This window comes from Kitasatospora sp. NPDC093806, from assembly GCF_040683335.1.
In the GTDB taxonomy this organism is placed as follows: domain Bacteria; phylum Actinomycetota; class Actinomycetes; order Streptomycetales; family Streptomycetaceae; genus Kitasatospora.
In genome coordinates this window covers 19397-40340 of record NZ_JBFBDO010000028.1, presented here as the reverse complement: position 1 = coordinate 40340, position 20944 = coordinate 19397, and the positions used below count along the sequence as shown (strand labels likewise).

At 73.1% G+C, this 20944-nt stretch carries 17 protein-coding genes; 7 read left to right on the top strand and 10 right to left on the bottom strand.

From position 1 onward, the window contains the following. Window positions 1-295 precede the first annotated feature (295 nt). The 3 genes from AB0N76_RS16605 to AB0N76_RS16595 all read right to left on the bottom strand — a co-directional run bounded on the left by AB0N76_RS16605 (window position 296) and on the right by AB0N76_RS16595 (window position 3903). Window positions 296-1078 (bottom strand): transglycosylase SLT domain-containing protein, encoded by a 783-nt coding sequence (locus tag AB0N76_RS16605; RefSeq protein WP_363557638.1) that lies wholly within the window; start codon window positions 1076-1078, stop codon window positions 296-298. 434 nt (window positions 1079-1512) lie between these two features. Beyond that, window positions 1513-2847, bottom strand: coding sequence for a PhoH family protein (locus tag AB0N76_RS16600; RefSeq protein WP_363557636.1), 1335 nt, complete (start codon window positions 2845-2847; stop codon window positions 1513-1515). A 261-nt stretch (window positions 2848-3108) separates the two neighbouring features. Then, window positions 3109-3903 (bottom strand): isoprenyl transferase, encoded by a 795-nt coding sequence (locus AB0N76_RS16595; RefSeq protein ID WP_363557634.1) that lies wholly within the window; start codon window positions 3901-3903, stop codon window positions 3109-3111. A 408-nt stretch (window positions 3904-4311) separates the two neighbouring features. On the opposite strand from AB0N76_RS16595, the gene AB0N76_RS16590 reads away from it, so the two are divergent. Beyond that, window positions 4312-5931, top strand: a complete 1620-nt coding sequence (locus tag AB0N76_RS16590) for a glycosyl hydrolase family 18 protein (RefSeq protein WP_363557632.1) — start codon at window positions 4312-4314, stop codon at window positions 5929-5931. A 104-nt stretch (window positions 5932-6035) separates the two neighbouring features. On the opposite strand, the gene AB0N76_RS16585 is transcribed toward AB0N76_RS16590, so the two are convergent. Next, window positions 6036-6752, bottom strand: coding sequence for a prepilin peptidase (locus AB0N76_RS16585; RefSeq protein WP_363557630.1), 717 nt, complete (start codon window positions 6750-6752; stop codon window positions 6036-6038). Window positions 6753-6894: 142 nt separating this feature from the next. On the opposite strand from AB0N76_RS16585, the gene AB0N76_RS16580 reads away from it, so the two are divergent. Further along, on the top strand, window positions 6895-7662 hold the full coding sequence (locus AB0N76_RS16580) for a hypothetical protein (protein ID WP_363557628.1): 768 nt from the start codon (window positions 6895-6897) through the stop codon (window positions 7660-7662). Between the two features lie 111 nt (window positions 7663-7773). After that, complete coding sequence (locus AB0N76_RS16575; RefSeq protein ID WP_363557626.1) at window positions 7774-8988, top strand: pyridoxal phosphate-dependent aminotransferase; 1215 nt, start codon at window positions 7774-7776, stop codon at window positions 8986-8988. Between the two features lie 169 nt (window positions 8989-9157). Here AB0N76_RS16575 and AB0N76_RS16570 read toward each other — a convergent pair whose 3' ends face one another. Then, window positions 9158-10984 carry a phosphoenolpyruvate carboxykinase (GTP) gene (locus AB0N76_RS16570; protein WP_363557624.1) on the bottom strand — a complete coding sequence of 609 codons (1827 nt, stop codon included), beginning with the start codon at window positions 10982-10984 and terminating at the stop codon, window positions 9158-9160. Between the two features lie 275 nt (window positions 10985-11259). Between AB0N76_RS16570 and AB0N76_RS16565 the strand changes: the two genes are divergently transcribed. Further along, window positions 11260-11943, top strand: coding sequence for a hemolysin III family protein (locus AB0N76_RS16565; RefSeq protein ID WP_363557622.1), 684 nt, complete (start codon window positions 11260-11262; stop codon window positions 11941-11943). On the opposite strand, the gene AB0N76_RS16560 is transcribed toward AB0N76_RS16565, so the two are convergent. Beyond that, a complete protein-coding gene (locus tag AB0N76_RS16560) occupies window positions 11914-12399 on the bottom strand; it encodes a hypothetical protein (protein WP_363557620.1) in 486 nt (161 codons plus the stop codon). The two genes, AB0N76_RS16565 and AB0N76_RS16560, sit on opposite strands and share 30 nt — an antisense overlap. Before the next feature lie 310 nt (window positions 12400-12709). On the opposite strand from AB0N76_RS16560, the gene AB0N76_RS16555 reads away from it, so the two are divergent. Next, window positions 12710-14398 carry an MFS transporter gene (locus AB0N76_RS16555; RefSeq protein ID WP_363557618.1) on the top strand — a complete coding sequence of 563 codons (1689 nt, stop codon included), beginning with the start codon at window positions 12710-12712 and terminating at the stop codon, window positions 14396-14398. A gap of 8 nt (window positions 14399-14406) precedes the next feature. Further along, window positions 14407-15063 carry a TetR family transcriptional regulator gene (locus tag AB0N76_RS16550; RefSeq protein ID WP_363557616.1) on the top strand — a complete coding sequence of 219 codons (657 nt, stop codon included), beginning with the start codon at window positions 14407-14409 and terminating at the stop codon, window positions 15061-15063. An 87-nt stretch (window positions 15064-15150) separates the two neighbouring features. On the opposite strand, the gene AB0N76_RS16545 is transcribed toward AB0N76_RS16550, so the two are convergent. Together AB0N76_RS16545 and AB0N76_RS16540 are read right to left on the bottom strand one after the other, a co-directional pair. Continuing rightward, window positions 15151-16020, bottom strand: coding sequence for a hypothetical protein (locus AB0N76_RS16545; RefSeq protein ID WP_363557614.1), 870 nt, complete (start codon window positions 16018-16020; stop codon window positions 15151-15153). An 8-nt stretch (window positions 16021-16028) separates the two neighbouring features. After that, window positions 16029-16724, bottom strand: a complete 696-nt coding sequence (locus AB0N76_RS16540; protein WP_363557612.1) for a papain-like cysteine protease family protein — start codon at window positions 16722-16724, stop codon at window positions 16029-16031. A gap of 265 nt (window positions 16725-16989) precedes the next feature. On the opposite strand from AB0N76_RS16540, the gene AB0N76_RS16535 reads away from it, so the two are divergent. Then, window positions 16990-17922: a hypothetical protein gene (locus tag AB0N76_RS16535; protein WP_363557610.1), complete on the top strand. Its 933-nt coding sequence runs from the start codon at window positions 16990-16992 to the stop codon at window positions 17920-17922. Between the two features lie 15 nt (window positions 17923-17937). Here AB0N76_RS16535 and AB0N76_RS16530 read toward each other — a convergent pair whose 3' ends face one another. Together AB0N76_RS16530 and AB0N76_RS16525 are read right to left on the bottom strand one after the other, a co-directional pair. Continuing rightward, on the bottom strand, window positions 17938-18807 hold the full coding sequence (locus AB0N76_RS16530) for a GNAT family N-acetyltransferase (RefSeq protein ID WP_363557608.1): 870 nt from the start codon (window positions 18805-18807) through the stop codon (window positions 17938-17940). A 40-nt stretch (window positions 18808-18847) separates the two neighbouring features. Further along, window positions 18848-20911: a thioredoxin domain-containing protein gene (locus AB0N76_RS16525; RefSeq protein WP_363557606.1), complete on the bottom strand. Its 2064-nt coding sequence runs from the start codon at window positions 20909-20911 to the stop codon at window positions 18848-18850. Between the last annotated feature and the right edge of the window lie 33 nt (window positions 20912-20944).

The following is a 20944-nucleotide window of genomic DNA, read 5'->3' as shown; positions in this document are numbered from 1 at the left end:
CGACCACCGGTCCGACGGCCGTTTTCGGGACAAAACGGCACGTCCCGGGTGGTTTCAGGCGTCGGCCAGCGGGGAGGAGTCGGTCGGGAACCGGAGCCATCCGTCGGCGGACCGGCCGGTGCGGGGAGCTACCAGGACCCCTCCCCGTCCCCGCGTCCGCACCCAGGACCGCACCGCCCGTGGGCGCACTGGTCAGCGCAGCCCGGGCGGGGCGGCCCGCCGGAGTAGACGAACGTCCGACGAGAAACACCGCGGCCCCCGAGCACGTTGTGCTCGGGGGCCGCGGTGGGCGTTCCTAGTACCAGTGGTGCGACTGCCAGAACGACCAGGCGCCACAGGGGCTGCCGTAGCGGCTGTTCATGTAGTTGAGGCCCCACTTGATCTGGGTGGCCGGGTTGGTCCGCCAGTCGGCACCGGCCGAGGCCATCTTGGTGCCGGGCAGCGCCTGGACCAGGCCGTACGCGCCGGAGCTCTTGTTGGTCGCGGTGTAGTCCCAGCCGCTCTCGCGCTTCACGATCTGGCTGAAGCACTGGAACTGCGCGTCGTTGCCGATGATCTGCTGGGCGGTCTCCTGCACCGAGCCAGGGCTGACCGAGACCGCCGGAGCGGACGGAGCGCTGTCGGTGGCGGCCATCGCCGAGCGCGCCTTGGAGCGGTTGGCGGCGGCCTCGTCGGCCTTGCGCTTCTCCTCGGCGGCCTTCGCGGCCTTGTCCGCCTCGGCCTTGGCGGCCTTGTCGGCGGCCTTGTCGGCGGCCTCCTTGGCGGCGGCGTCGGCCTTCGCCTGGGCCTCGGCGGCGGCCTGCTGGCGCGCGGCCTCCTCGGCTGCCTTCTGCTCGGCGGCGGCCTTGGCGGCGGCGTCGGCGGCGGCCTGCTGGGCGGACGCCTGCGTGCCGATGTTGTCGCTGATGGTCTGCGCCTGGGCGCCGGAGGGGACTTCGGCAAGCAGGGTCGCGCCCGCGACGTCGACCGTCTGCGTCGCCTTGCCCTCGCTGCCCGACGCCATGCCCACGACGGCACCGACAGCGGTGACGGCGGTGGCGGAGACGACAGCAACTCCCCGGACCGAGATCCGAGTCACATGGATTCCTTCCAGCATCGCCCACGCGTGACCGTACGGACGCAAGATGCCCCTTGGCACTGCCCTCCGTACGGTGCTGGTCACGGGAGGTACTGACCCGGCGTCCGGCCGAGGTGAAGCGGCCGGGCGTTGTGATCGGGCGGCGTACGGCTCGTCTTCAATTGTGCGTCCACTGACCGGAGTTGGTGGACCGTCCGGGCCGGACCCCCGGTCGCCCGGAAGCCCTGCCATGCCGTACGCGGGGCCTGACAGAACCCTCACCATGCCGCACGGGGCACTGTCGACGCAATTCCCCGTTGCGTGGCGGATGTCACATTCACCGTACCGGCGTTCGCCGGACAGAAAGACACGCGATGTGATGAAAGGGACGGAGCCCGCTCCGTCAGGAACGGGCCCCGTCCGGGGATTTGATGGTTTTGTCCGCTATGCCCCGATTAGGGGTGGACGTCCTCCAGCATCTCCGTCACCAGGGCCGCGATCGGCGAACGCTCCGAGCGGGTCAGCGTGATGTGCGCGAACAGCGGATGCCCCTTCAGCTTCTCCACCACCGCCACCACGCCGTCGTACCGGCCCACCCGCAGGTTGTCCCGCTGCGCCACGTCGTGGGTGAGCACCACCCGCGACCCCTGGCCGATCCGGGACAGCACCGTCAGCAGGACGTTGCGCTCCAGCGACTGCGCCTCGTCCACGATCACGAAGGCGTCGTGCAGGGAACGCCCTCGGATGTGGGTGAGCGGCAGGACCTCCAGCATGCCCCGGGCGATGACCTCCTCGATCACGTCCGGCGTGGTGACGGCCGAGAGGGTGTCGAAGACGGCCTGGGCCCAGGGGCTCATCTTCTCCGTCTCGCTGCCCGGGAGGTAGCCGAGCTCCTGGCCGCCGACCGCGTACAGCGGCCGGAAGACCATCACCTTGCGGTGCTGCTGCCGCTCCAGGACCGCCTCCAGGCCGGCGCACAGCGCCAGCGCGGACTTGCCGGTGCCGGCCCGGCCGCCCATCGAGACGATGCCGACCTCCGGGTCGAGCAGCAGGTCCAGCGCGACCCGCTGCTCGGCGCTGCGCCCGCGCAGGCCGAACGCCTCGCGCTCGCCGCGCACCAGCCGGACCCGGCCGTCGCCGGTGACCCGGCCGAGCGCCTTGCCGCGCTCGGAGGTGAGCACCAGCCCGGTGTGCACCGGCAGCTCGGCGGCCCCCTCGACGTGCACCCCGGCGTCGTGGCCGGCCGCGAACAGCGCGTCCACGTCGTCGGCCGGGACGTGCAGTTCGGACATGCCCGTCCAGCCGGAGGTGATCGCCAGCTCGGCCCGGTACTCCTCGGCGAGCAGGCCCACCGAGGACGCCTTGATCCGCAGCGGGAGGTCCTTGGAGACGACGGTGACGTCGTACCCCTCGGCCTGCAGGTTGCGGGCCACCGCCAGGATCCGGGTGTCGGCCTCGCCGCCGCCGGACCGGTAGCCGGCCGGCAGTATCGACAGGTCGGAGTGGTTGAGCTCGACCCGGATGCTGCCGCCGAGCTCACCGACCGGGATCGGCTCGTCGAGGCGCCCGAACCGGATCCGGTAGTCGTCGAGCAGGCGCAGCGCCTGGCGGGCGAAGTAGCCCAGCTCCGGGTGGTGCCGCTTGGCCTCCAGCTCGGTGACCACGACCACCGGGAGGACCACCTCGTGCTCCTCGAAGCGGGTCATGGCGAGCGGGTCCGCCAGGAGCACGCTGGTGTCGAGAACGTACGTGCGCCGGTCTGGTGTCCGGCGGCTCTTGGAACTGACCACTAGGCCTCCAGGGCGGATGACCCTGCGTCATCCGCGGCATGCCGGCCCCCGCTGCCCCGGTGGCCTCGGAGCCGGTCTGATCGGAGTATTCCCAGGCGGGGGGCGGTGCATTCGCGTCCCCGGCGAACTGACGGATCATTGCCGGTGAACGTTTGGCCTCGCCCCGCCGCCGGGTAGGCCAGCCCTACGGTGGTCAATCCCGCCGCGGTCCCGTCCGCGCGGGGCGGCGGCCCCGCCGTCCCGGGACGCCCCGGCTCCCCGTCAGAGGCCCATCCGCCGGTTGCGCTGATCGAACGCGCGCAGCGCCCGCTGGAAGTCGACCTTGCGGAAGGCCGGCCAGTACGCCTCGCAGAAGTAGAACTCGCTGTGCGCGCTCTGCCAGAGCAGGAAGCCGGACAGCCGCTGCTCGCCCGAGGTGCGGATGACCAGGTCCGGGTCGGGCTGGCCCTTGGTGTAGAGGTGCTCGGCGATGTGCTCGACGTCGAGGATCTCGGCCAGCTCCTCGATCGAGGTGCCCCGGCCGGCGTGCTCCTGGAGCAGCGAGCGGACGGCGTCGGCGATCTCGTGCCGGCCGCCGTAGCCGACGGCCACGTTGACGGTGATGCCGTCGATCCCGGCGGTCTGCTCGGCGGCCTTCTTCAGGACGTCGGCGGTGTGCTGCGGGAGCAGGTCCAGCGCGCCGACCGGGTTGACCCGCCAGCGGCGGGCGGCGGCCAGGTTGGTGACGGCGTCCTCGATGATGCCCAGCAGCGGGACCAGCTCGTCCGCGGGGCGGGAGAGGTTGTCGGTGGAGAGCATCCACAGCGTGACGACCTTGACGTGGGTCTCGTCGCACCAGCCGAGGAACTCGCTGATCTTGTCGGCGCCGCGCTGGTGGCCGTACGCGGTGGAGCCGCCGGTCGCCTTGGCCCAGCGGCGGTTGCCGTCGAGGATCACGCCGATGTGGTGCGGGGTGCGGGCGAGGTGCACCTCGACCCGGCGCCCGTAGAGGCCGTACATCCCGTCCAGCAGGACGCGCAGACCCGGCGTGCGTTCGACGACATCGCGCAGACCCATGGTTTTCGGCCCCTCCGTGCTCACTTCACCGGGTGCTTGAGAACCCCCGGCGCAGCCTACTCCCGCGTCGTCTCGGCAGGGAAAGCCGCAGGTCGCGGGAGGGTCACGGTCCTGTGCGGAGCCGGTCCCGACCGGCCCGCCGGAGGTGGCCGGAAGGGCGCGGCGGAGGCCTCCGGCACATGCCAGGTGCCAAGGATACGGAACGGTCTCATTCCTTAAAGAATCCGTAAGCCGACGGTTCAATGCTTGACGACCGCCAATGGTCTAGTCCAGCTTTTGTGCCAGGGCGGAACGGACACCCGAACCGCCGCCCCGAGCAAGCCGGTTTCGCGGAACTCCCCTCCCCCACACGCGGCCGCCGCGCCCCCCACCGCGGCGGCCGCTCCTCCCCCACAGGAGCGCACCTCCATGGCCCGTACGCTGAACCAGTCCGCCGCGCACCGGCGCCGGCGGGGCCCCGTCCCGGCCCTCGCCGCCGGCGCCACCGCACTCGCCCTGGCGGGTACCGGTCTCGCCCTCTTCGCCGGGGGCGCCAACGCGGCCGCCGGGAATCTGGTCGCCAACGGCGGCTTCGACGGCTCGTTGGGCGGCTGGGCCTGTACCGGCGCCGCGAGCGCGGTCACCACCCCGGTCCACTCCGGCACCGGCGCCCTCCAGGCCACCCCGGGCGCCGGGGACACCGCCGAGTGCACCCAGACCATCAGCGTGCTGCCCAACACCAGCTACACCCTGAGCGCCTGGGTCCAGGGCCCGTACGTCTACCTCGGCGCGCGCGGCACCGGCGGCACCGACCCGAGCAGCTGGTCCAACCAGAACAGCTGGAACCAGCTCTCCACCACCTTCACCACCGGGGCCAACGCCACCAGCGTCACCGTCTACCTGCACGGCTGGTACGGCCAGAGCGCCTACCTCGCCGACGACGTCGTGCTGAGCGGCCCGGGCGGGACCTCCACCCCGAGCCCGACCGTCACCCCGACGCCGACGCCCACCGCCACGGCCACCCCGACCGCGACCGCCACCCCCACGGCCACCGCGACCCCGACCCCCACCGCGACGCCGACGGCCACCCCGACCCCCACCGCGACCCCGACGGCCACCCCGACCAGCACCAACCCGCCGGTCACCGGCCTGCCGAAGCACGTGGTCACCGGCTACTGGCACAACTTCGACAACAAGGGCAACAACCTCCAGAAGCTGAGCGACGTCCAGAGCGCGTACGACATCATCGCGGTCTCCTTCGCCGACTCCGTCGCCAACCGCCCCGGCGCCGTCACCTTCAAGCTGGACGCCGAGCTCTCGGCCGGGCTCGGCGGCTACACCGACGCCCAGTTCCGCGCCGACGTGAAGGCCAAGCAGGCCGCCGGCAAGAAGGTCGTCATCTCCATCGGCGGCCAGAACGGCGCCATCCAGGTCAACGACGCCACCGCCGCGTCCGCCTTCGTCGAGACCGCCGCCGCGGTGATCAAGGACTACGGCTTCGACGGCCTCGACGTCGACCTGGAGAACGGCCTCAACCCGACCTACCTCGCCGACGCGCTGCACGCCCTGCAGGCCAAGGTCGGCCCGAACTTCGTCCTGACGATGGCCCCGGAGACCATCGGGATGTACTCCACCGCCGGCTCCTACTTCCAGCTGGCGCTGAAGACCAAGGACATCCTGACCGTCGTCAACACCCAGTTCTACAACTCGGGCGGCATGAACGGCTGCGACGGCAAGGTCTACAACCAGGGCACCATCGACTTCATCACCTCGCAGGTCTGCACCCACATCCAGGGCGGCCTGCGGCCCGACCAGGTCGGCATCGGCGTCCCGGCCTCCGGCAAGGCGGCCGGCGGCGGCTACGTCGCGCCGAGCGTCGTCAACAACGCGCTGGACTGCCTGGCCACCGGCAAGAACTGCGGGAGCTTCGTCCCGCCGGCCAAGTGGCCGACCATCCGCGGCGCGATGACCTGGTCCACCAACTGGGACTCCGTCAACGGGAACGCCTTCTCCAACACGGTCGGCCCGTTCGTCCACCAGATGCCGTAATCCCCCACGGCGCGCCGCTCCTTGAGGGTGGGGCCTGCGCGCCGGCGCCGGGCCCGCCGTACCCGACCGGTACGGCGGGCCCGTCCGCTTTCCCCCAGGGGAAACTACGGCTGGGCGAGCACCGCGAGCAGGGTGCCGATCAGCAGGAACGGGCCCAGCGGCACCTCCCGGCCGCGCACCGGGCGGCGGCGGGCCAGCGCGGTCAGCAGCACGCCGACCGACCAGAGCCCGGCCAGCAGGACGGCGACGACCAGCGCGGTGAGCGCGGCGGACCAGCCGTAGCGGCCGAGTAGCGCGCCGAGGCCGAGCGCCAGCACGGTGTCCCCCGGTCCCATCACCCCCAGCCAGACCGGCAGTTCGAACAGCGCCCCGGCGGCCAGCGCCACCAGCAGCGAGCGCAGCAGCCCGCCCGGGCTGCCGTCGGACAGCTCCAGCACCGCCAGCAGCACCGCCAGGCCCGCCGCCAGCGTCCAGGTGAGCGGGTACGGCAGCCGGTGCACCCGGGCGTCGGTGAAGCCGAGCACCACCCCGGGGCCGGCCAGCCAGAGCAGCAGCAGCGCGTCGCCCGGCTGGTCGGCGGCGAGCGCGGCGGCGGCCGCCGCCGCGGTGACCGCCTCCACCCGCCAGGCACCGGGGCCGAGCGGCGTCCGGCAGCCCGGGCAGCCGCCGGTCGGCGGCAGGCCGCGCAGTTCCCGCCCGCAGGACGGGCAGGCCCGGCACCACGGCTCGCCCTCGGGCACGGCGTACCGCACCACCAGGCCGCGCAGCGCCGGTGCCACCAGCAGTCCGGCCAGCACCGCGCCGACCGCGCTCGCGATCACGGCTTTCCCCCTCCTCGCCCGGTGACGGTAGGATCCCGCGGGTTCCACAGCGGAACCGGCCGGGCACCGTCCGCGTCCGACACTGGCGGCGCCGTCGAAACGGGCGCCGCACCGAGCACATCATCCACGGGGGAGACACACCTTGACGAAGTATCGGAACACTCTGCGCGCGGCCGTCCCGGTCGCGGCGCTGGCGCTGGCGCTGACGGCCTGCGGGCCGGAGAACTCCGACCCGGCGGTCGTCGCCACCCAGCCCGCCGCCCAGCCCGCGGCGCCGACCGCGGCCGAGACCGGGGCCGCCGCCCCGACCGGCGCTCCGGCCACCACCCCGGCCGCGGCCGGCGGTGCGGCCACCGGCGGTGGCGCGGCGACCGGTGGCGGCACCGGCGGCACCACCCCCGCGGCCGTCCCGACCGCCGCCACCAGCGGCAACCCGATCGGCGGGGCGAGCGGCGGCGGCAGCAAGATCACCTACGAGAACCCGCTGCCGCTCACCACCACCGGCAGCTACCTCGGCAAGACCAAGGCCGACGTCACCCCGGTCTCGGTGGTCAAGGGCACCGCCGCCGAGATCGCCCCGTTCAACTGGAAGCCGGCCGACACCGCCGGCAAGACGCCGTACTACGTGACGGTGAACTTCACCAACAAGACCGGCGCCCCGCTGGTCGACGAGTACTTCATGATGCGCTTCAAGGTCAGCGTCGACCCCAAGTCGACCGGCATCCTGCCGGCCCCGGTCATCATGAAGTCGATCCCGCAGTGCGACGCCGGCAAGAAGCCCGGCGCGCTGGCCGACGGCCAGAGCCAGCAGCAGTGTGCGGTGTATCTCGTGCCGGACGGCACGCCGCCGCAGTTCCTCGTCTTCGGCAGCGTTCTGGACACCCAGCCGCTGATCTGGAAGGCGAGCTGAGCCATCCGCCTCCCGATCGAAGGGGCGGCTGAGCGGTGACCTCCGGGCGGTCCGGCGGGTGTCCAGGAACACCCGCCGGGCCGCCCGTTCGTGCCCCTAAAGTAGGCAGGCATGCAGGTCATCCAGTCCAGCAAGCTCGCCAACGTCTGCTACGACATCCGCGGCCCGGTCCTCGACGAGGCGATGCGGCTGGAGGAGCAGGGCCACCGCATCCTGAAGCTCAACACCGGCAATCCGGCGCTGTTCGGCTTCGACGCGCCGCCGGAGATCCTCCAGGACATCCTGCGCAACCTCTCCTCCGCGCACGGCTACGGCGACTCCAAGGGCCTGCTGTCGGCCCGCCGCGCCGTGGTGATGCACTACGAGGAGCGCGGACTGCACGGCCTGACGGTCGAGGACGTCTTCCTCGGCAACGGCGTCTCCGAGCTGATCCAGCTGGCGATGACCGCGCTGCTGGACGACGGCGACGAGGTGCTCGTCCCGGCGCCGGACTACCCGCTGTGGACGGCCTCCGTCTCGCTGGCCGGCGGCACCGCCGTCCACTACCGCTGCGACGAGCAGTCCGAGTGGTACCCGGACCTCGCCGACATCGAGGCCAAGGTCACCGACCGGACCAGGGCGCTGGTGGTGATCAACCCCAACAACCCGACCGGCGCGGTCTACCCGCGCGAGGTGCTGGAGGGGCTGGTCGGGATCGCCCGCCGGCACCAGTTGGTGATCTACGCCGACGAGATCTACGACAAGATCCTCTACGACGACGCCGAGCACGTCCCGCTGGCCACGCTGGCCCCCGACCTGTTCTGCGTCACCTTCAACGGCATGTCCAAGGCCTACCGGGTGGCGGGCTTCCGCTCCGGCTGGATGGTGCTCTCCGGCGACCGCACCCGGGCCCGCAGCTACGTCGAGGGTCTGACGGTGCTCGCCTCGATGCGGCTCTGCGCCAACATGCCCGCCCAGCACGCGGTGGCCGCCGCGCTCGGCGGCCGGCAGTCGATCAAGGACCTGGTGCTGCCCGGCGGCCGGCTGCTGGAGTCCCGGGACGCCGCGTGGCGGCTGCTCAACGAGATCCCCGGGGTCAGCTGCGTGAAGCCGAAGGGCGCGCTGTACGCCTTCCCCCGGCTGGACCCGAAGGTCTTCAAGATCAAGGACGACGCCCGGATGGTGCTCGACCTGCTGCGCGCCGAGCGGATCCTGCTGGTGCAGGGCACCGGCTTCAACTGGCCCGAGCCGGACCACTTCCGGCTGGTCACCCTGCCGCGGGCGGAGGAGATCACCGACGCGGTCACCCGGATCGGCACCTTCCTGAGCGGCTACGCCCAGCCCTGACGGACGGGCGGGCGGGCGGCCGGGGAAAGGCTACGGCCGGAGTCCCGGTCCGGGCGATCTCCTTGGTCGGGGAAAGATCGTCCGGCGGGGCTCCGGCCGTCCGGTCGCCCGCCGGCGCGCGGTTCGTGCCACGCGCCGACGGTTGTCGCGCACTCGCTGAGGCTCAGGCTCAGCCGAGGCGGGCGACCAGGTCTCGGTACTCGTCCCACAGCTCGGTGGGGGTGTGCTCGCCGAACAGCTCCAGGTGGGCCGGGACGAGCGCGGCCTCCTGGCGCCAGATGTCGGCGTCGACGGTGAAGAGCAGGTCGACGTCCTCCTTGGACAGCTCCAGGCCGTCCAGGTCGAAGCCCTCGACGGTCGGCAGCACGCCGATCGGGGTCTCGACGCCGTTGCCGGTGCCCTCCAGGCGCTCGACGATCCACTTCAGCACGCGGCTGTTCTCGCCGTAGCCGGGCCAGACGAACTTGCCCTCGGCGTTCTTGCGGAACCAGTTGACGTAGTAGATCTTCGGCAGCTTGGCGGCGTCCGCCTGGGCGCCGACCTTCAGCCAGTGGGCGAAGTAGTCACCCATGTTGTAGCCGCAGAACGGCAGCATCGCGAACGGGTCGCGGCGCAGCTCGCCGACGGTGCCCTCGGCGGCGGCGGTCTTCTCGGAGGCGATGTTGGCGCCCAGGAAGACGCCGTGCTGCCAGTCGAAGGACTCGGTCACCAGCGGGACGGCGGTGGCGCGGCGGCCGCCGAACAGGATCGCCGAGATCGGCACGCCCGCCGGGTCCTCCCACTCCGGGGCGATGGTCGGGCACTGCGCGGCCGGGACGGCGAAGCGGGCGTTCGGGTGGGCGGCCGGGGTGCCGGACTCCGGCGTCCAGTCGTTGCCGCGCCAGTCGATCAGGTGGGCGGGCTTCTCGTCGGTGAGGCCCTCCCACCAGACGTCGCCGTCGTCGGTGAGCGCGACGTTGGTGAAGACGGTGTTGCCCCAGAGGGTGTCGATCGCGTTGGCGTTGGTGTCGACACCGGTGCCGGGCGCGACGCCGAAGAAGCCGGCCTCGGGGTTGATGGCGTACAGGCGGCCGTCGGCGCCGAAGCGCATCCAGGCGATGTCGTCGCCGATCGTCTCGACCTTCCAGCCCGGGATGGTGGGCTGGAGCATCGCCAGGTTGGTCTTGCCGCAGGCGGACGGGAAGGCGGCCGCGACGTACTTGACCTCACCGGACGGCGGGGTGAGCTTGAGGATGAGCATGTGCTCGGCCAGCCAGCCCTCGTCGCGCGCCATGGTCGAGGCGATGCGCAGCGCGTAGCACTTCTTGCCGAGCAGGGCGTTGCCGCCGTAGCCCGAGCCGAAGGACCAGATCTCCCGGCTCTCCGGGAAGTGCGAGATGTACTTGGTGCTGTTGCACGGCCACGGGACGTCCGCCTGACCCTCGGCCAGCGGGGCGCCGACGGTGTGCACCGCCTTGACGAACTCGCCGTCCTCGCCGAGCTGGTCGAGCACGGCCTGACCCATCCGGGTCATCACGCGCATCGACACGGCGACGTAGGCGGAGTCGGTGATCTCCACGCCGTAGGCGGCCAGCGGGGACCCGACCGGGCCCATCGAGAACGGCACGACGTACATCGTGCGGCCCTTCATCGAGCCGCGGAACAGCCCCTGCTCCCCCTGGAAGAGCTCCCGCATCTCGGCGGGGGCCTTCCAGTTGTTGGTCGGGCCGGCGTCCTTCTCCTGCTCGGAGCAGATGTAGGTGCGGTCCTCCACGCGCGCCACGTCCGTCGGGTCCGAGGCGGCGTAGTAGGAGTTGGGTCGCTTTTCCTCGTTGAGCTTCTTGAAAGTGCCCTGGGCGACGAGCAGGTCGGCGAGGCGCTGGTACTCCGCCTCGGAACCGTCGCACCATTCGACGCGGTCCGGCTGGGTGAGCTCAGCGATCTCGCTCACCCAGGCCAGCAGACGCTGGTGGCGGGTGGGCGCGGCGCTGAGAGCAGCCGAGTTCTCGTTCGACACGATCGCTCCGTTTCACGCCATCCCGGCGGGGAGACGGCGTAGCGGGGGTTGAGGGTGCTTGCAGCGTAGCTCCGGGCCCTGGGCCCGAATACGGCGCCATGGCGAAATTGACGCATCTTTTACTACAGTAAGGATATCTACTCGCGAGTAACAGGACTCTCCGGGCCCCTCCCCGGAGCCTTCCGACCCCCGTCGAACACTCCAAAACGTCCAAGTCGTGACGAGCGCCACTTCCTACGCCGCAGTAACCTACGGATCCGTAGGTAGCGGGTAGCATGCGGCTCATGACTGCTGAGTCCCTGGAGCGCGCGGAGCCCGTCGAGAGCAAGCCGAAGTGGCGCGGCTGGCTGCACGCCGGGATGTTCCCCGCCACCGTCGCCGCCGGGATCGTGCTGATCTGCCTGGCCGACCCGGGCCCGGCGAGGATCGCGTGCGCGATCTACTCGGCCAGCGCCTGGCTGCTGTTCGGGGTCAGCGCGGTCTACCACCGCTTCACCTGGGGGCCGCGCGGCGACGCGATCCTGCGCCGGCTGGACCACGCGAACATCTTCCTGATCATCGCGGGCACCTACACCCCGTTCACCATCCTGCTGCTGGACGGCGCCGCCCGGCAGGTGCTGCTCTGGGCGGTGTGGGGCGGTGCGCTGGCGGGGATCGCGTTCCGGGTCTTCTGGGTGGGCGCGCCGCGCTGGCTGTACACGCCGGTGTACCTCGCACTGGGCTGGGCCGCGGCGTTCTTCCTGCCGGACTTCCTGCACGCCGGCGGGGTCGCCGTGCTGGTGCTGATGATCGTCGGCGGCGTGCTCTACAGCGTCGGCGGCGTGGTGTACGGGCTCAAGCGGCCGAACCCGTCACCGCGTTGGTTCGGCTTCCACGAGGTGTTCCACGCCTTCACCCTCGGCGCGTTCATCACCCAGTACGTCGGGGTCTCACTGGTGGCCTACAGCACGGCCGGCTGAGCCCGGGGCCCCATGACGGGCGGTCGGCCGGTCGTGCGACCGGACGGCCGCCCGTTCCGCCGTCCACTCCCGGACCGGGTGCTCGTACGGGCGCTCCGAGCGCCGCTCGTGCAGCCGGTCGAACCGGTCGTGGGTCCGCTGCCCGCGCGCGTGGAGCCCGGCCTGCCGCGCGTCGATCGCCGCCCGGGCCCGCCGGCAGCGCTCGCAGTGCGCGGCGTCCACCAGGCCGGCGGCCGTACGGTGCCCGCGCGGCGCGGGCCGGCGTTCCGGCTCGGGCGACTGGTGGAGCAACCGCCAGCGCCGGCCGACGTAGACCATCAGCAGCAGCACCTCGACCCCGGCGACCACCAGCACCAGCGCGGCGCCGTTGATCAGATACGCCGCGACCACGGCCAGCGCCGAGGCCACCACCACTGCGGCACCCCAGACCTGGGCACCCGACTCCCGATCAGCCATCTCGGCTTCCCCTTCTTCCTGCGCCGGGCTCGTGGTCGGCTCCTGCCGCCCCACCCCTTCTCCGCTCTCGGCACGCTTCGGCCCGCACTGACCGACCGCCACATCGTATCTACCGTCAGTCACCCGCAACCGCCCGAAAGCGGCGAACGACAGATCAACGTTGCGTCAATTCCCCGTGCGGAACGCGCACTTCCAGGACACATCACGGAGCGTAGCCGAGTTGGTACCCGCATTCGTCATTGACGGTGGCCATCTTTTGGGAGTTACTGTCATTTGACAGGAACTCCCTCGCAGGCTTCCGGAGGTTTCCGTGCCCACCCAGCCATCCAGCCAGCCATCCAGCCGGCCACCGACCGGACCACCGGCCGGGCCATCCGCCTCGGCCCCCGACCCGCGGCGCTGGCTCGCCCTGGTCGCCGTCGCGCTGAGCGTCCTGGTGATCAGCTTCGACATGACGGTCCTCAACGTGGCGCTGCCCACCCTGGCCTCGCAGCTACAGGCCACCACCGGGCAGCAGCAGTGGATCGTCGACTCCTACACCGTGGTCTTCGCCGCCGTGATGCTCCCGGCCGGGCTGATCGGCGACCGGTTCGGCCGCCGCTTCACGCTCACCCTGGGCCTCGCGCTGTTCGGCCTCGCCTCCGGCGTCGGCATGCTCACCGACAGCCCGGACACCCTGATCGCCGCCCGCGCCGCGATGGGCCTGGCCGGCGCCCTGGTGATGCCGATGTCGATGGCGGTCATCCCCAGCCTCTTCCCGCCCGCCGAACAGCGCCGCGCCACCGCGATCCTGGCCGCCTCGCTCGCCGTCGGCACCCCACTCGGCCCGCTGATCGGCGGCTTCCTGCTCCAGCACTACTGGTGGGGCGCGATCTTCGCGATCAACCTGCCGCTGGTCGCGATCGGCATCACCGCCTGCACCGTCCTGCTGCCGGAGACCCGCAACCCCGCCGCGCCCCGGATCGACCTGCCCGCCACCCTGCTCGGCGCGGGCGGCCTGTCCGCGCTCACCTACGGCATCATCGAGGGCCCCGAGCGCGGCTGGGCCGACCCGCTGGTGCTCGGCACGATCGGCGGCTCGCTGGTCGCGCTCGCCGCGCTGGTCCTGCGCAGCCGCGGCCGGCGCGATCCGATGCTCGACCTCGGCCTGCTCGCCGACCGCACCTTCCGCTGGTCGGTGCTGGCCGCGACCCTGGTGTCGGTGGTGCTGTTCGGCGCGTTCTTCGTGCTGCCGCTCTACTTCCAGAGCGTGCTCGGCGCCGACGCCTTCGGCACCGGCCTGCGGCTGATGCCGATGATGCTCGGCCTGATGGTGGCCGCCCGGCTCAGCGACAAGCTGGTCGCCCGGACCGGCCCGCGGCCGGTGATCGTCCTCGGCCTGGCCCTGCTGGCCGCCGCCCTGCTGCTCGGCAGCCGGACGGAGGTCTCCGACGGCTACGGCCTCGCGGCGGTCTGGCTCGTCCTGCTCGGCGTCGGCATGGGGATGTCGCTGATCACCGCGCAGGCCAGCGCCCTGCTCACGCTGCCGCCCGCCCGGGCCGGCGTCGGCTCGGGGCTGATGCAGACCTTCCGCCAGGTCGGCGGGGCGATCGGGGTGGCGGTCTTCGGCAGCCTGCTGGCCGGCTCCTACCGGGGGGCGCTGGAGACCGGCGGGCTCCCGGCCGGGGCCGCCGACCGGGCCGGACAGTCGGTGGTCGCCGCCGACGCGGTCGCCGCCGCGAGCGGGAACCCGGCGCTGAGCGCGTCCGCGCACTCGGCCTACGTGCACGGGATGACGGTGGTGCTGCTCGCCGCCGGGGTGATCGCGGTGCTGTCGGCGGTGCTGGTCGCGCTCCGGATGCCGTCCGTCGAACCGGGCGCCGAGGCCGGGGCCGCGACCGGGGCCGGGTCCACGACCGGGGCCGAGGCCGCAACCAGCGCCGAGGCCGGGAGCGAGAGCGGGACGGACGCCGGGGCCGGGCCGGTGGCCCCCGTCGAGCCCGCGGCCGATCACGGATAATCGAAGACATGAGCGCAACGCGGCCGACAGTGGCACCCCCGGCTGGTCCGGACAACCCGGTCCAGGCGATGCTGGAGGCGCCGCTGTCGCTGCGCGAGCGGAAGAAGCTGAAGACCCGCCAGGCGATCCGCCGCGAGGCGTACCGGCTGATCGCCGAGCAGGGCTACGACAACACCACGGTGGACCAGATCGCGGCCGCCGCCGAGGTGTCCCAGTCGACCTTCTTCCGGTACTTCGCCACCAAGGAGGACCTCGTCCTCAGTGACGAGTACGACCCGCCGATGATCGAGGCGCTGCTGGCCCGACCCTCTGACGAACCGTTTCTGCGCTCCTGCCGGGAGGCCATGATCGGCCTGATCCGGGAGCTGCTCCAGCACGAACGCGACGAGCTGCTGACCCGGATGCGGCTGATCACCGAGGTCCCCGCGCTGCGCGCCCGGATGCGCGACACCGCCAACGACCCGCAGCAGCTCTTCCTCCACGTGCTGACCCGCCGCGCCGGCCTCGCCGAACCCACCTACGCGATGCGGATCACCGCCGCCGCCCTCAGCGCGGCCACCACGGAGACCGTGCTGTGCTGGGCCGAGAGCGACGGCACCGAGGACATCACCGACCTGGTCGAGCGCACCTTCACCATCCTGGAGCAGGGCTTCACCGAGCTGTAGGGCCGACGTCGCAGGGACGGCCCGCGACAGCCGGACGGCGGGACCCGGTCGCCGCACCGGGCCCCGCCGCCGTCACCCCGCCGCGCGCTACCCGCGCCGCAGGGCGGTCCGCCGGCGGAGCGCCGCACCCGCGCCGGCCAGCGCGGTGACGCCCAGCGCCGCGGCCGCCGTCACGGCGGGCAGCGCGCCACCGCCGCCCGTCGGCCGCTCCCCGGCGGCGTCCGCCTGGTAGCCGCCACCCTTGCCCGCCCGGTCGTACGCCGAGCCGGGCAGCTTGTCGCCATACCGCTGGCCGACCAGCCGCTGGTACGCGGCCAGGGTCACCCCGGCGTCGCCCACCGAGCGGCGCGCCTCCTCGTCCAGCGGCAGCACCCGGCCGTCCCGCAGCACGTACCAGGCGTTGAGCTGCGGTTCGCGGAACGCCGTCCCGCCGCCGCTCGCCGCCCGTGCCGCGTAGTCGCTCTCGTCGCCACCGGTGGCGATGTTGACGACCCGCCAGGCGTCACCCTGCTTGACCGTCCACACCGAGGCCACCTGGCCGTCCGCCGCGACCACCCGGCTCGCGGTGAACTCGGCCCGGGCCACCGCGGCGCCTGGCCTGCCGGCCACGAAGGCCGCGTCCAGCGTGTAGACCGGCACGGTGTCCCCGGCCAGCCGGGGCGCGGCCGCGCTCGCCGCCCGCGCCTCCTCGTCCGCGCCGACGGTCAGCTTCGCCGTCGGCGGGACGCCCTTGCGGGCGAAGAAGCGGCCCAACTGGTCGAGCACGGCCGGGCTCTGCACCGCCTCGCGGGCCTGCGCCAGCTCGGCGGCGGGCACCGGCGCCGGCGTACCGGCCGGGTCGGCGGCGGACGCGGCGGGGGCGACCGCCAGGCCGAGCCCGGCGGCCAGCAGGACGGCGGCGGCACTCCGGACCAGGGGGCCCCGGACGGCGGCGCGGTTGCGGATGCTGCTGCTCATGTCGCCCCTCACGCGCCGATCCGGTACAGGGAGTGGGTCCAGGAGAACGTGCCGTTCGACACGTAGTAGTTGTAGTCCGCCCAGTTGTAGCGGTAGTTGGACGGCCACGGGTCGCCCCAGTAGACCCAGTTGTTGCCGGTGTCGTACCCGTACAGGACGTGCATGTGGCCGCCGCCCGAGCTCCACTGGATCCGGGTCTCGACCGGCCGGTCGGCGTTCACCTCGGTCTGCACCGTGTTGTAGCGCAGGTACCCGGAGACGTACGAGCCCGGGTTGATGCCGATCCAGCTGAGCGCGTTCTGCACGTCGCCCAGCGTGGCCTGGTTGTTGGGGCAGCCGGAGTTGGTCGCCCGGCCGAACGCGGCGTTGCAGAACTGGTTCTGGCTGTAGCTGTAGCCGTACCAGGTGGCGATGGTGTTGCCGCTCGCCGCCCAGCACCAGTTGGTCTGCTGTTGCTGCTGCATGGTGATGTTGAGCTTCTTGAACGTGCCGGCCAGATCGGCCGTGGCACCCGGGGCGGCGGCGGGCCGCACCTGGGCGGTCGTACCGGCGGGGGCGCTGTTGCCGACGAGGGCGGTGGTGCCGGCGAGGGCCGTGGGGGTGGCCTGGGCCGGGCTGACGGCCGCGACGCTGAGCGCCGGGCCGAGGACGCCGAGCGCGAGCACCGAGACGGTGCGGCGCAGGCGTGTCCGTGCGACTGACATGGGGGATTTCCTCCTTGCGACAGGCAGAGGAGTCGTGAGGTGTGGGGGTGCGGTCCGGATCGCGTCACCGAGCATCGCGCCGTTGACATGGCCGGTCAACGCCCCTCGGCACCCCGCCCACCCGGGTGTGAACGGGCCGCCCCCGATGTGAACACCGGCCCCGGAACCCCCGCCCGCAACGCCCCGACCGGTGACAAACCCCCCTCCACATGTGAATATTCACGACCAACCGGGCCCGCCCCGTCCGCCCCCCGAGGAGGCCGCCATGCAGCGGACCGACCACCCCGACCTCGCCAACGCGCTGCGCACCGGCCCGTTCCACCTCGCCCTGCGCACCGCCATCGCCACCCGCGGCCTCGCCCTCCACCGGGTCCGCGAACACCTCGCGCTGCGCGGCGTCCACATCGGCGTCACCAGCCTCAGCTACTGGCAGCAGGGCCACCGCCGTCCCGAACGCCCCGAATCGCTGCGCGCCGTCCGCGAGTTGGAGCAGGTCCTGGAGCTCCCCGCGCACTCCCTCACCCGGCTGCTCGGCCCCCGCCGCGGCACCCCCGCCGACCCGGCCGGCCCGCCGGTGCGCCCCTACCGCGACCTCATCACCCCGCCCACCGCCGTCGACCGCCTGCTCACCACCCTCGCCAGCCCGCGCGACACCGGGCTGCACACCATCACCCACATCGAGCGGATCCGGATCGGCGCCGACCGCCAGCTCCAGCGCCGCGACTCCCAGCACGCCCTGCGCGCCCACCGCGACGGCGTCGACCGCTACCTCGCCATCCACCAGGGCGACCCCGGCAGCGACATCACCCGGGTCGGGGTCCGCGCCGAGGAGAACTGCCGCCCCGGCCGGATCCGCCGCGACCAGGCCCACGACCTGCTGGTCGCCGAACTCCTCCTCGACCGCAGACTGCGGGCCGGGGACACCCACCTGCTCGGCTACGGCTTCGACGACGCCCCGTCACCCGCGCCCAGCAACGAGTACGTCCGCGGCTTCCACTCCGGCGCCGGCCAGTACGTCCTCCAGATCACCTTCCACCCGGCCGCCCTCCCGGTCCGCTGCCGCCGCTTCGCCCGCCGCTCCCCCGCCGACAAGCCGCACGAGACCGAGGAGCTGACCCTCGACGGCCACCACTGCGTCCACCTCGTCGCCACCGCCATCCACCCGTGCATCCTCGGCATCCGCTGGGACTGGGAGTAGCACGTGCCGGGTGGCTCAGCCCGGGTGCACCCCGAACTCCAACTTCAGGCAGTCCTCCACCGGGCGGTACCCGATCTGCTGGTAGATCGAGTTGCTGGTCGGGTTGGCGAGGTCGGTGTAGAGCAGCACCTCCGCCGCTCCCCCGGCGAGCGCGGCCGCGGAGGCCGCGACGGTGACGCCGCTGGCGTAGCCGCGGCCGCGGCACTCGCGCGGGGTGTAGACGGGGCCGATCCGGGCCATCCCGGCGAGCACCGAGCTGACTGCGGCGAGCGCGACCGGCCGGCCCCCGTCCTCCCACAGGTGCAGCTGACCGGCGGCGGTGCGGTTGTCCACCACGGTCGCGACCTTGGGAATCAAAACGTCCGCCTCGGCGGCGAACTCCTCGATCCACTCGATCAGCAGCGCGCGATCGGCCGCCCCGGCGATCCTGGACGAGCCGGCCGGCGGCCGCGGCGGTCCGGTCAACTCGCCGAGCCGGTAGAGCCGTTCGCTGACCTTGACGGTGCCGGTGACCCCGGTGGCGGCCGTCCAGGCCGCGCCGAAGGCCCGCACCTGCGCCTCGCCGCCGGCGACCCCGCCGAGGCCGGCCGCTTCCACACCCCCGGCCGCCAACTCGGCGGCGAGCTCGGCCGCGGCCGACGCGGGCATCCGCCCCAGCCGCGGCTCGAACGGCGGGGTCTGCAGGAAGGCGCCCTCCACCGGCCCGCCCGGCTCCCGGCGCCACCAGCCGAAGACCGGCGCGCCCTCCCCGAAGTAGTGCGGCCCGCGCCGGGCCAGCTGGTTCACGATCGTGAGCAGCACGGTGTTCTCGGCCGGACTGGCGGCGAGGAAGTCGCCGGCCCGGGCCCGGAAGTCGTCGAGGGAGGTGCCGATGGTCCAGGTCATGTCCCATCCTCGCCCGCCGCCCGGCGCCCCCACCAGCGAATTACCCCGCCTGCTCCACCGCTGCCCCCAGCTTCGCGGCCAGCGCCGCCGGGTCGGTGGTCGGCGCGTCGCAGGCGAAGTGCCGGCAGACGTACCCGGCGGGCGCCCCGTCGACCAGCGGCCGGCCGGCCAGCAGCGGGACGTCGTCGCTGCCCGCGCCCGGCTCGCCGAACGCGACCACCGCGCCGGGGGCGGTGCCCAGCAGCGCGGCCCGGTGCAGGGCGGCGGTCGCCGGGTGCCCGGCGGGGCCGATCACCGCGACCTCGCGCGGCCCGTCGGCCAGCGCCTCGGCGGCGGCCAGGCCCCAGCCGATGAACCTCGGGGCGCGGCCGGCGAGGGCGCCGACGATGCCGAGCGCCCGTTCGGCGGCGGTCCGGTGGCGCGCCGAACCGGTGTACGCGGCGTACGTGAGCAGCGCGTTGGCGGCGGCGGTCCAGCCGGACGGGGTGGCGTTGTCGGTCGGGTCCTGCGGGCGCCGGATCAGCTCCTCGGCGTCGTCGGCGGTGTCGTACAGCGCGCCGGTCGCCTCGTCGGCGAAGTGCTTGAGCACGGTGTCGAGCAGCCCGCCGGCCAGCTGGAGCCACTCGGACTCGCCGGTGACGGCGTACAGCGCGAGGAAGCCCTCGGCGGTGTCCGCGTAGTCCTCCAGCACGCCCGCGTTGGTGCCGGGGCGGCCGTCCCGGGAGGTCCGCAGCAGCCGGCCGTCGGGGGTGAGGTGGACGGCGAGCAGCAGGTCGGCGGCGCGTTCGGCGGCCCGGACCAGGTCGGGCCGCTCCAGCAGGGCGCCGGTCTCGGCGAGGGCGGCGATGGCGAGCCCGTTCCAGGCGGCGACCACCTTGTCGTCCCGGGCGGGGGCCGGGCGGGCCGCCCGGGCCTCGAACAGGCGGGTGCGGATGGCCTCGCACTCGGCGAAGTCCTCGGAGTCGGCGAGGAGTTGGAGGACGGAGGTGCCGTGCTCGAAGGTGCCGCCGGGGGTGACGGAGAACAGCCGGGCGGCGGTGGCCGCGTCGGCCGGGCCGAGCAGGTCGACCAACTGGCCGGGCTCCCACACGTAGTAGGCGCCCTCGGCGCTCGCGCCGGTCTCCTCGTCGAGGCTGTCCGCGTCCAGCGCGGAGGCGAACGCGCCCTCGGGGGTGCGCAGTTCGCGGAGCAGGAAGTCGGCCGTCGACAGCGCGACCCGGCGGGCCTGCGCGGAGCCGGTCGCCCGCCACAGGTGCAGGTAGGTGCGGAGCAGCAGCGCGTTGTCGTACAGCATCTTCTCGAAGTGCGGGACCACCCAGCCGGCGTCGACCGCGTACCGGGCGAAGCCGCCGCCGAGCTGGTCGTGGATGCCGCCGCGGGCCATCGCCTCGCCGGTGCGGGCGGCCATCTCCAGGGCCGCCGCCGAACCGGTCCGGGCGTGGTGGCGCAGCAGGAACTCGATCGCCATGGCCGGCGGGAACTTGGGCGCCCCGCCGAAGCCGCCGCGCCGCTCGTCGAAGTCGCGGCTGAGCGCGACCAGCGCCTGGTGCAGCTCGGCCTCCCCGGGCGGCTGGTGCACACCGCTGCCGACCGCGTACACCGAGGCCCGCTCGGCGAGGTCGGCCCGGATCCGGGCGGCCACCTCGCCGACCTCCTCGCGCCGGTCCCGCCAGGCCGCGTGGACCCCCTCCAGCACCTGCCGGAAGGCGGGCATGCCGTGCCGGGCCTCGGGCGGGAAGTAGGTGCCGAAGTAGAACGGCTCCTTGTCGGGGGTGAGGAAGACGGTCATCGGCCACCCGCCCTGCCCGGTCGCCGCCTGCACCGCCTCCATGTACACGGCGTCGACGTCCGGCCGCTCCTCCCGGTCGACCTTCACCGCGACGAACCGCTCGTTCAGGTACGCCGCCACCCCCGCGTCCTCGAAGGACTCGTGCGCCATCACATGGCACCAGTGACACGCCGCGTACCCCACGCTCAGCAGCACCGGCACCCCGCGCCGGGCCGCCTCCGCGAACGCCTCGGGGCCCCACGGCCACCAGTCGACCGGGTTGTCGGCGTGCTGCAGCAGGTACGGCGAGGTCGCGTCGGCGAGGCGGTTCGGCATGCCCCCATCCTCGCGCATCGGCGCGGCGGGAGG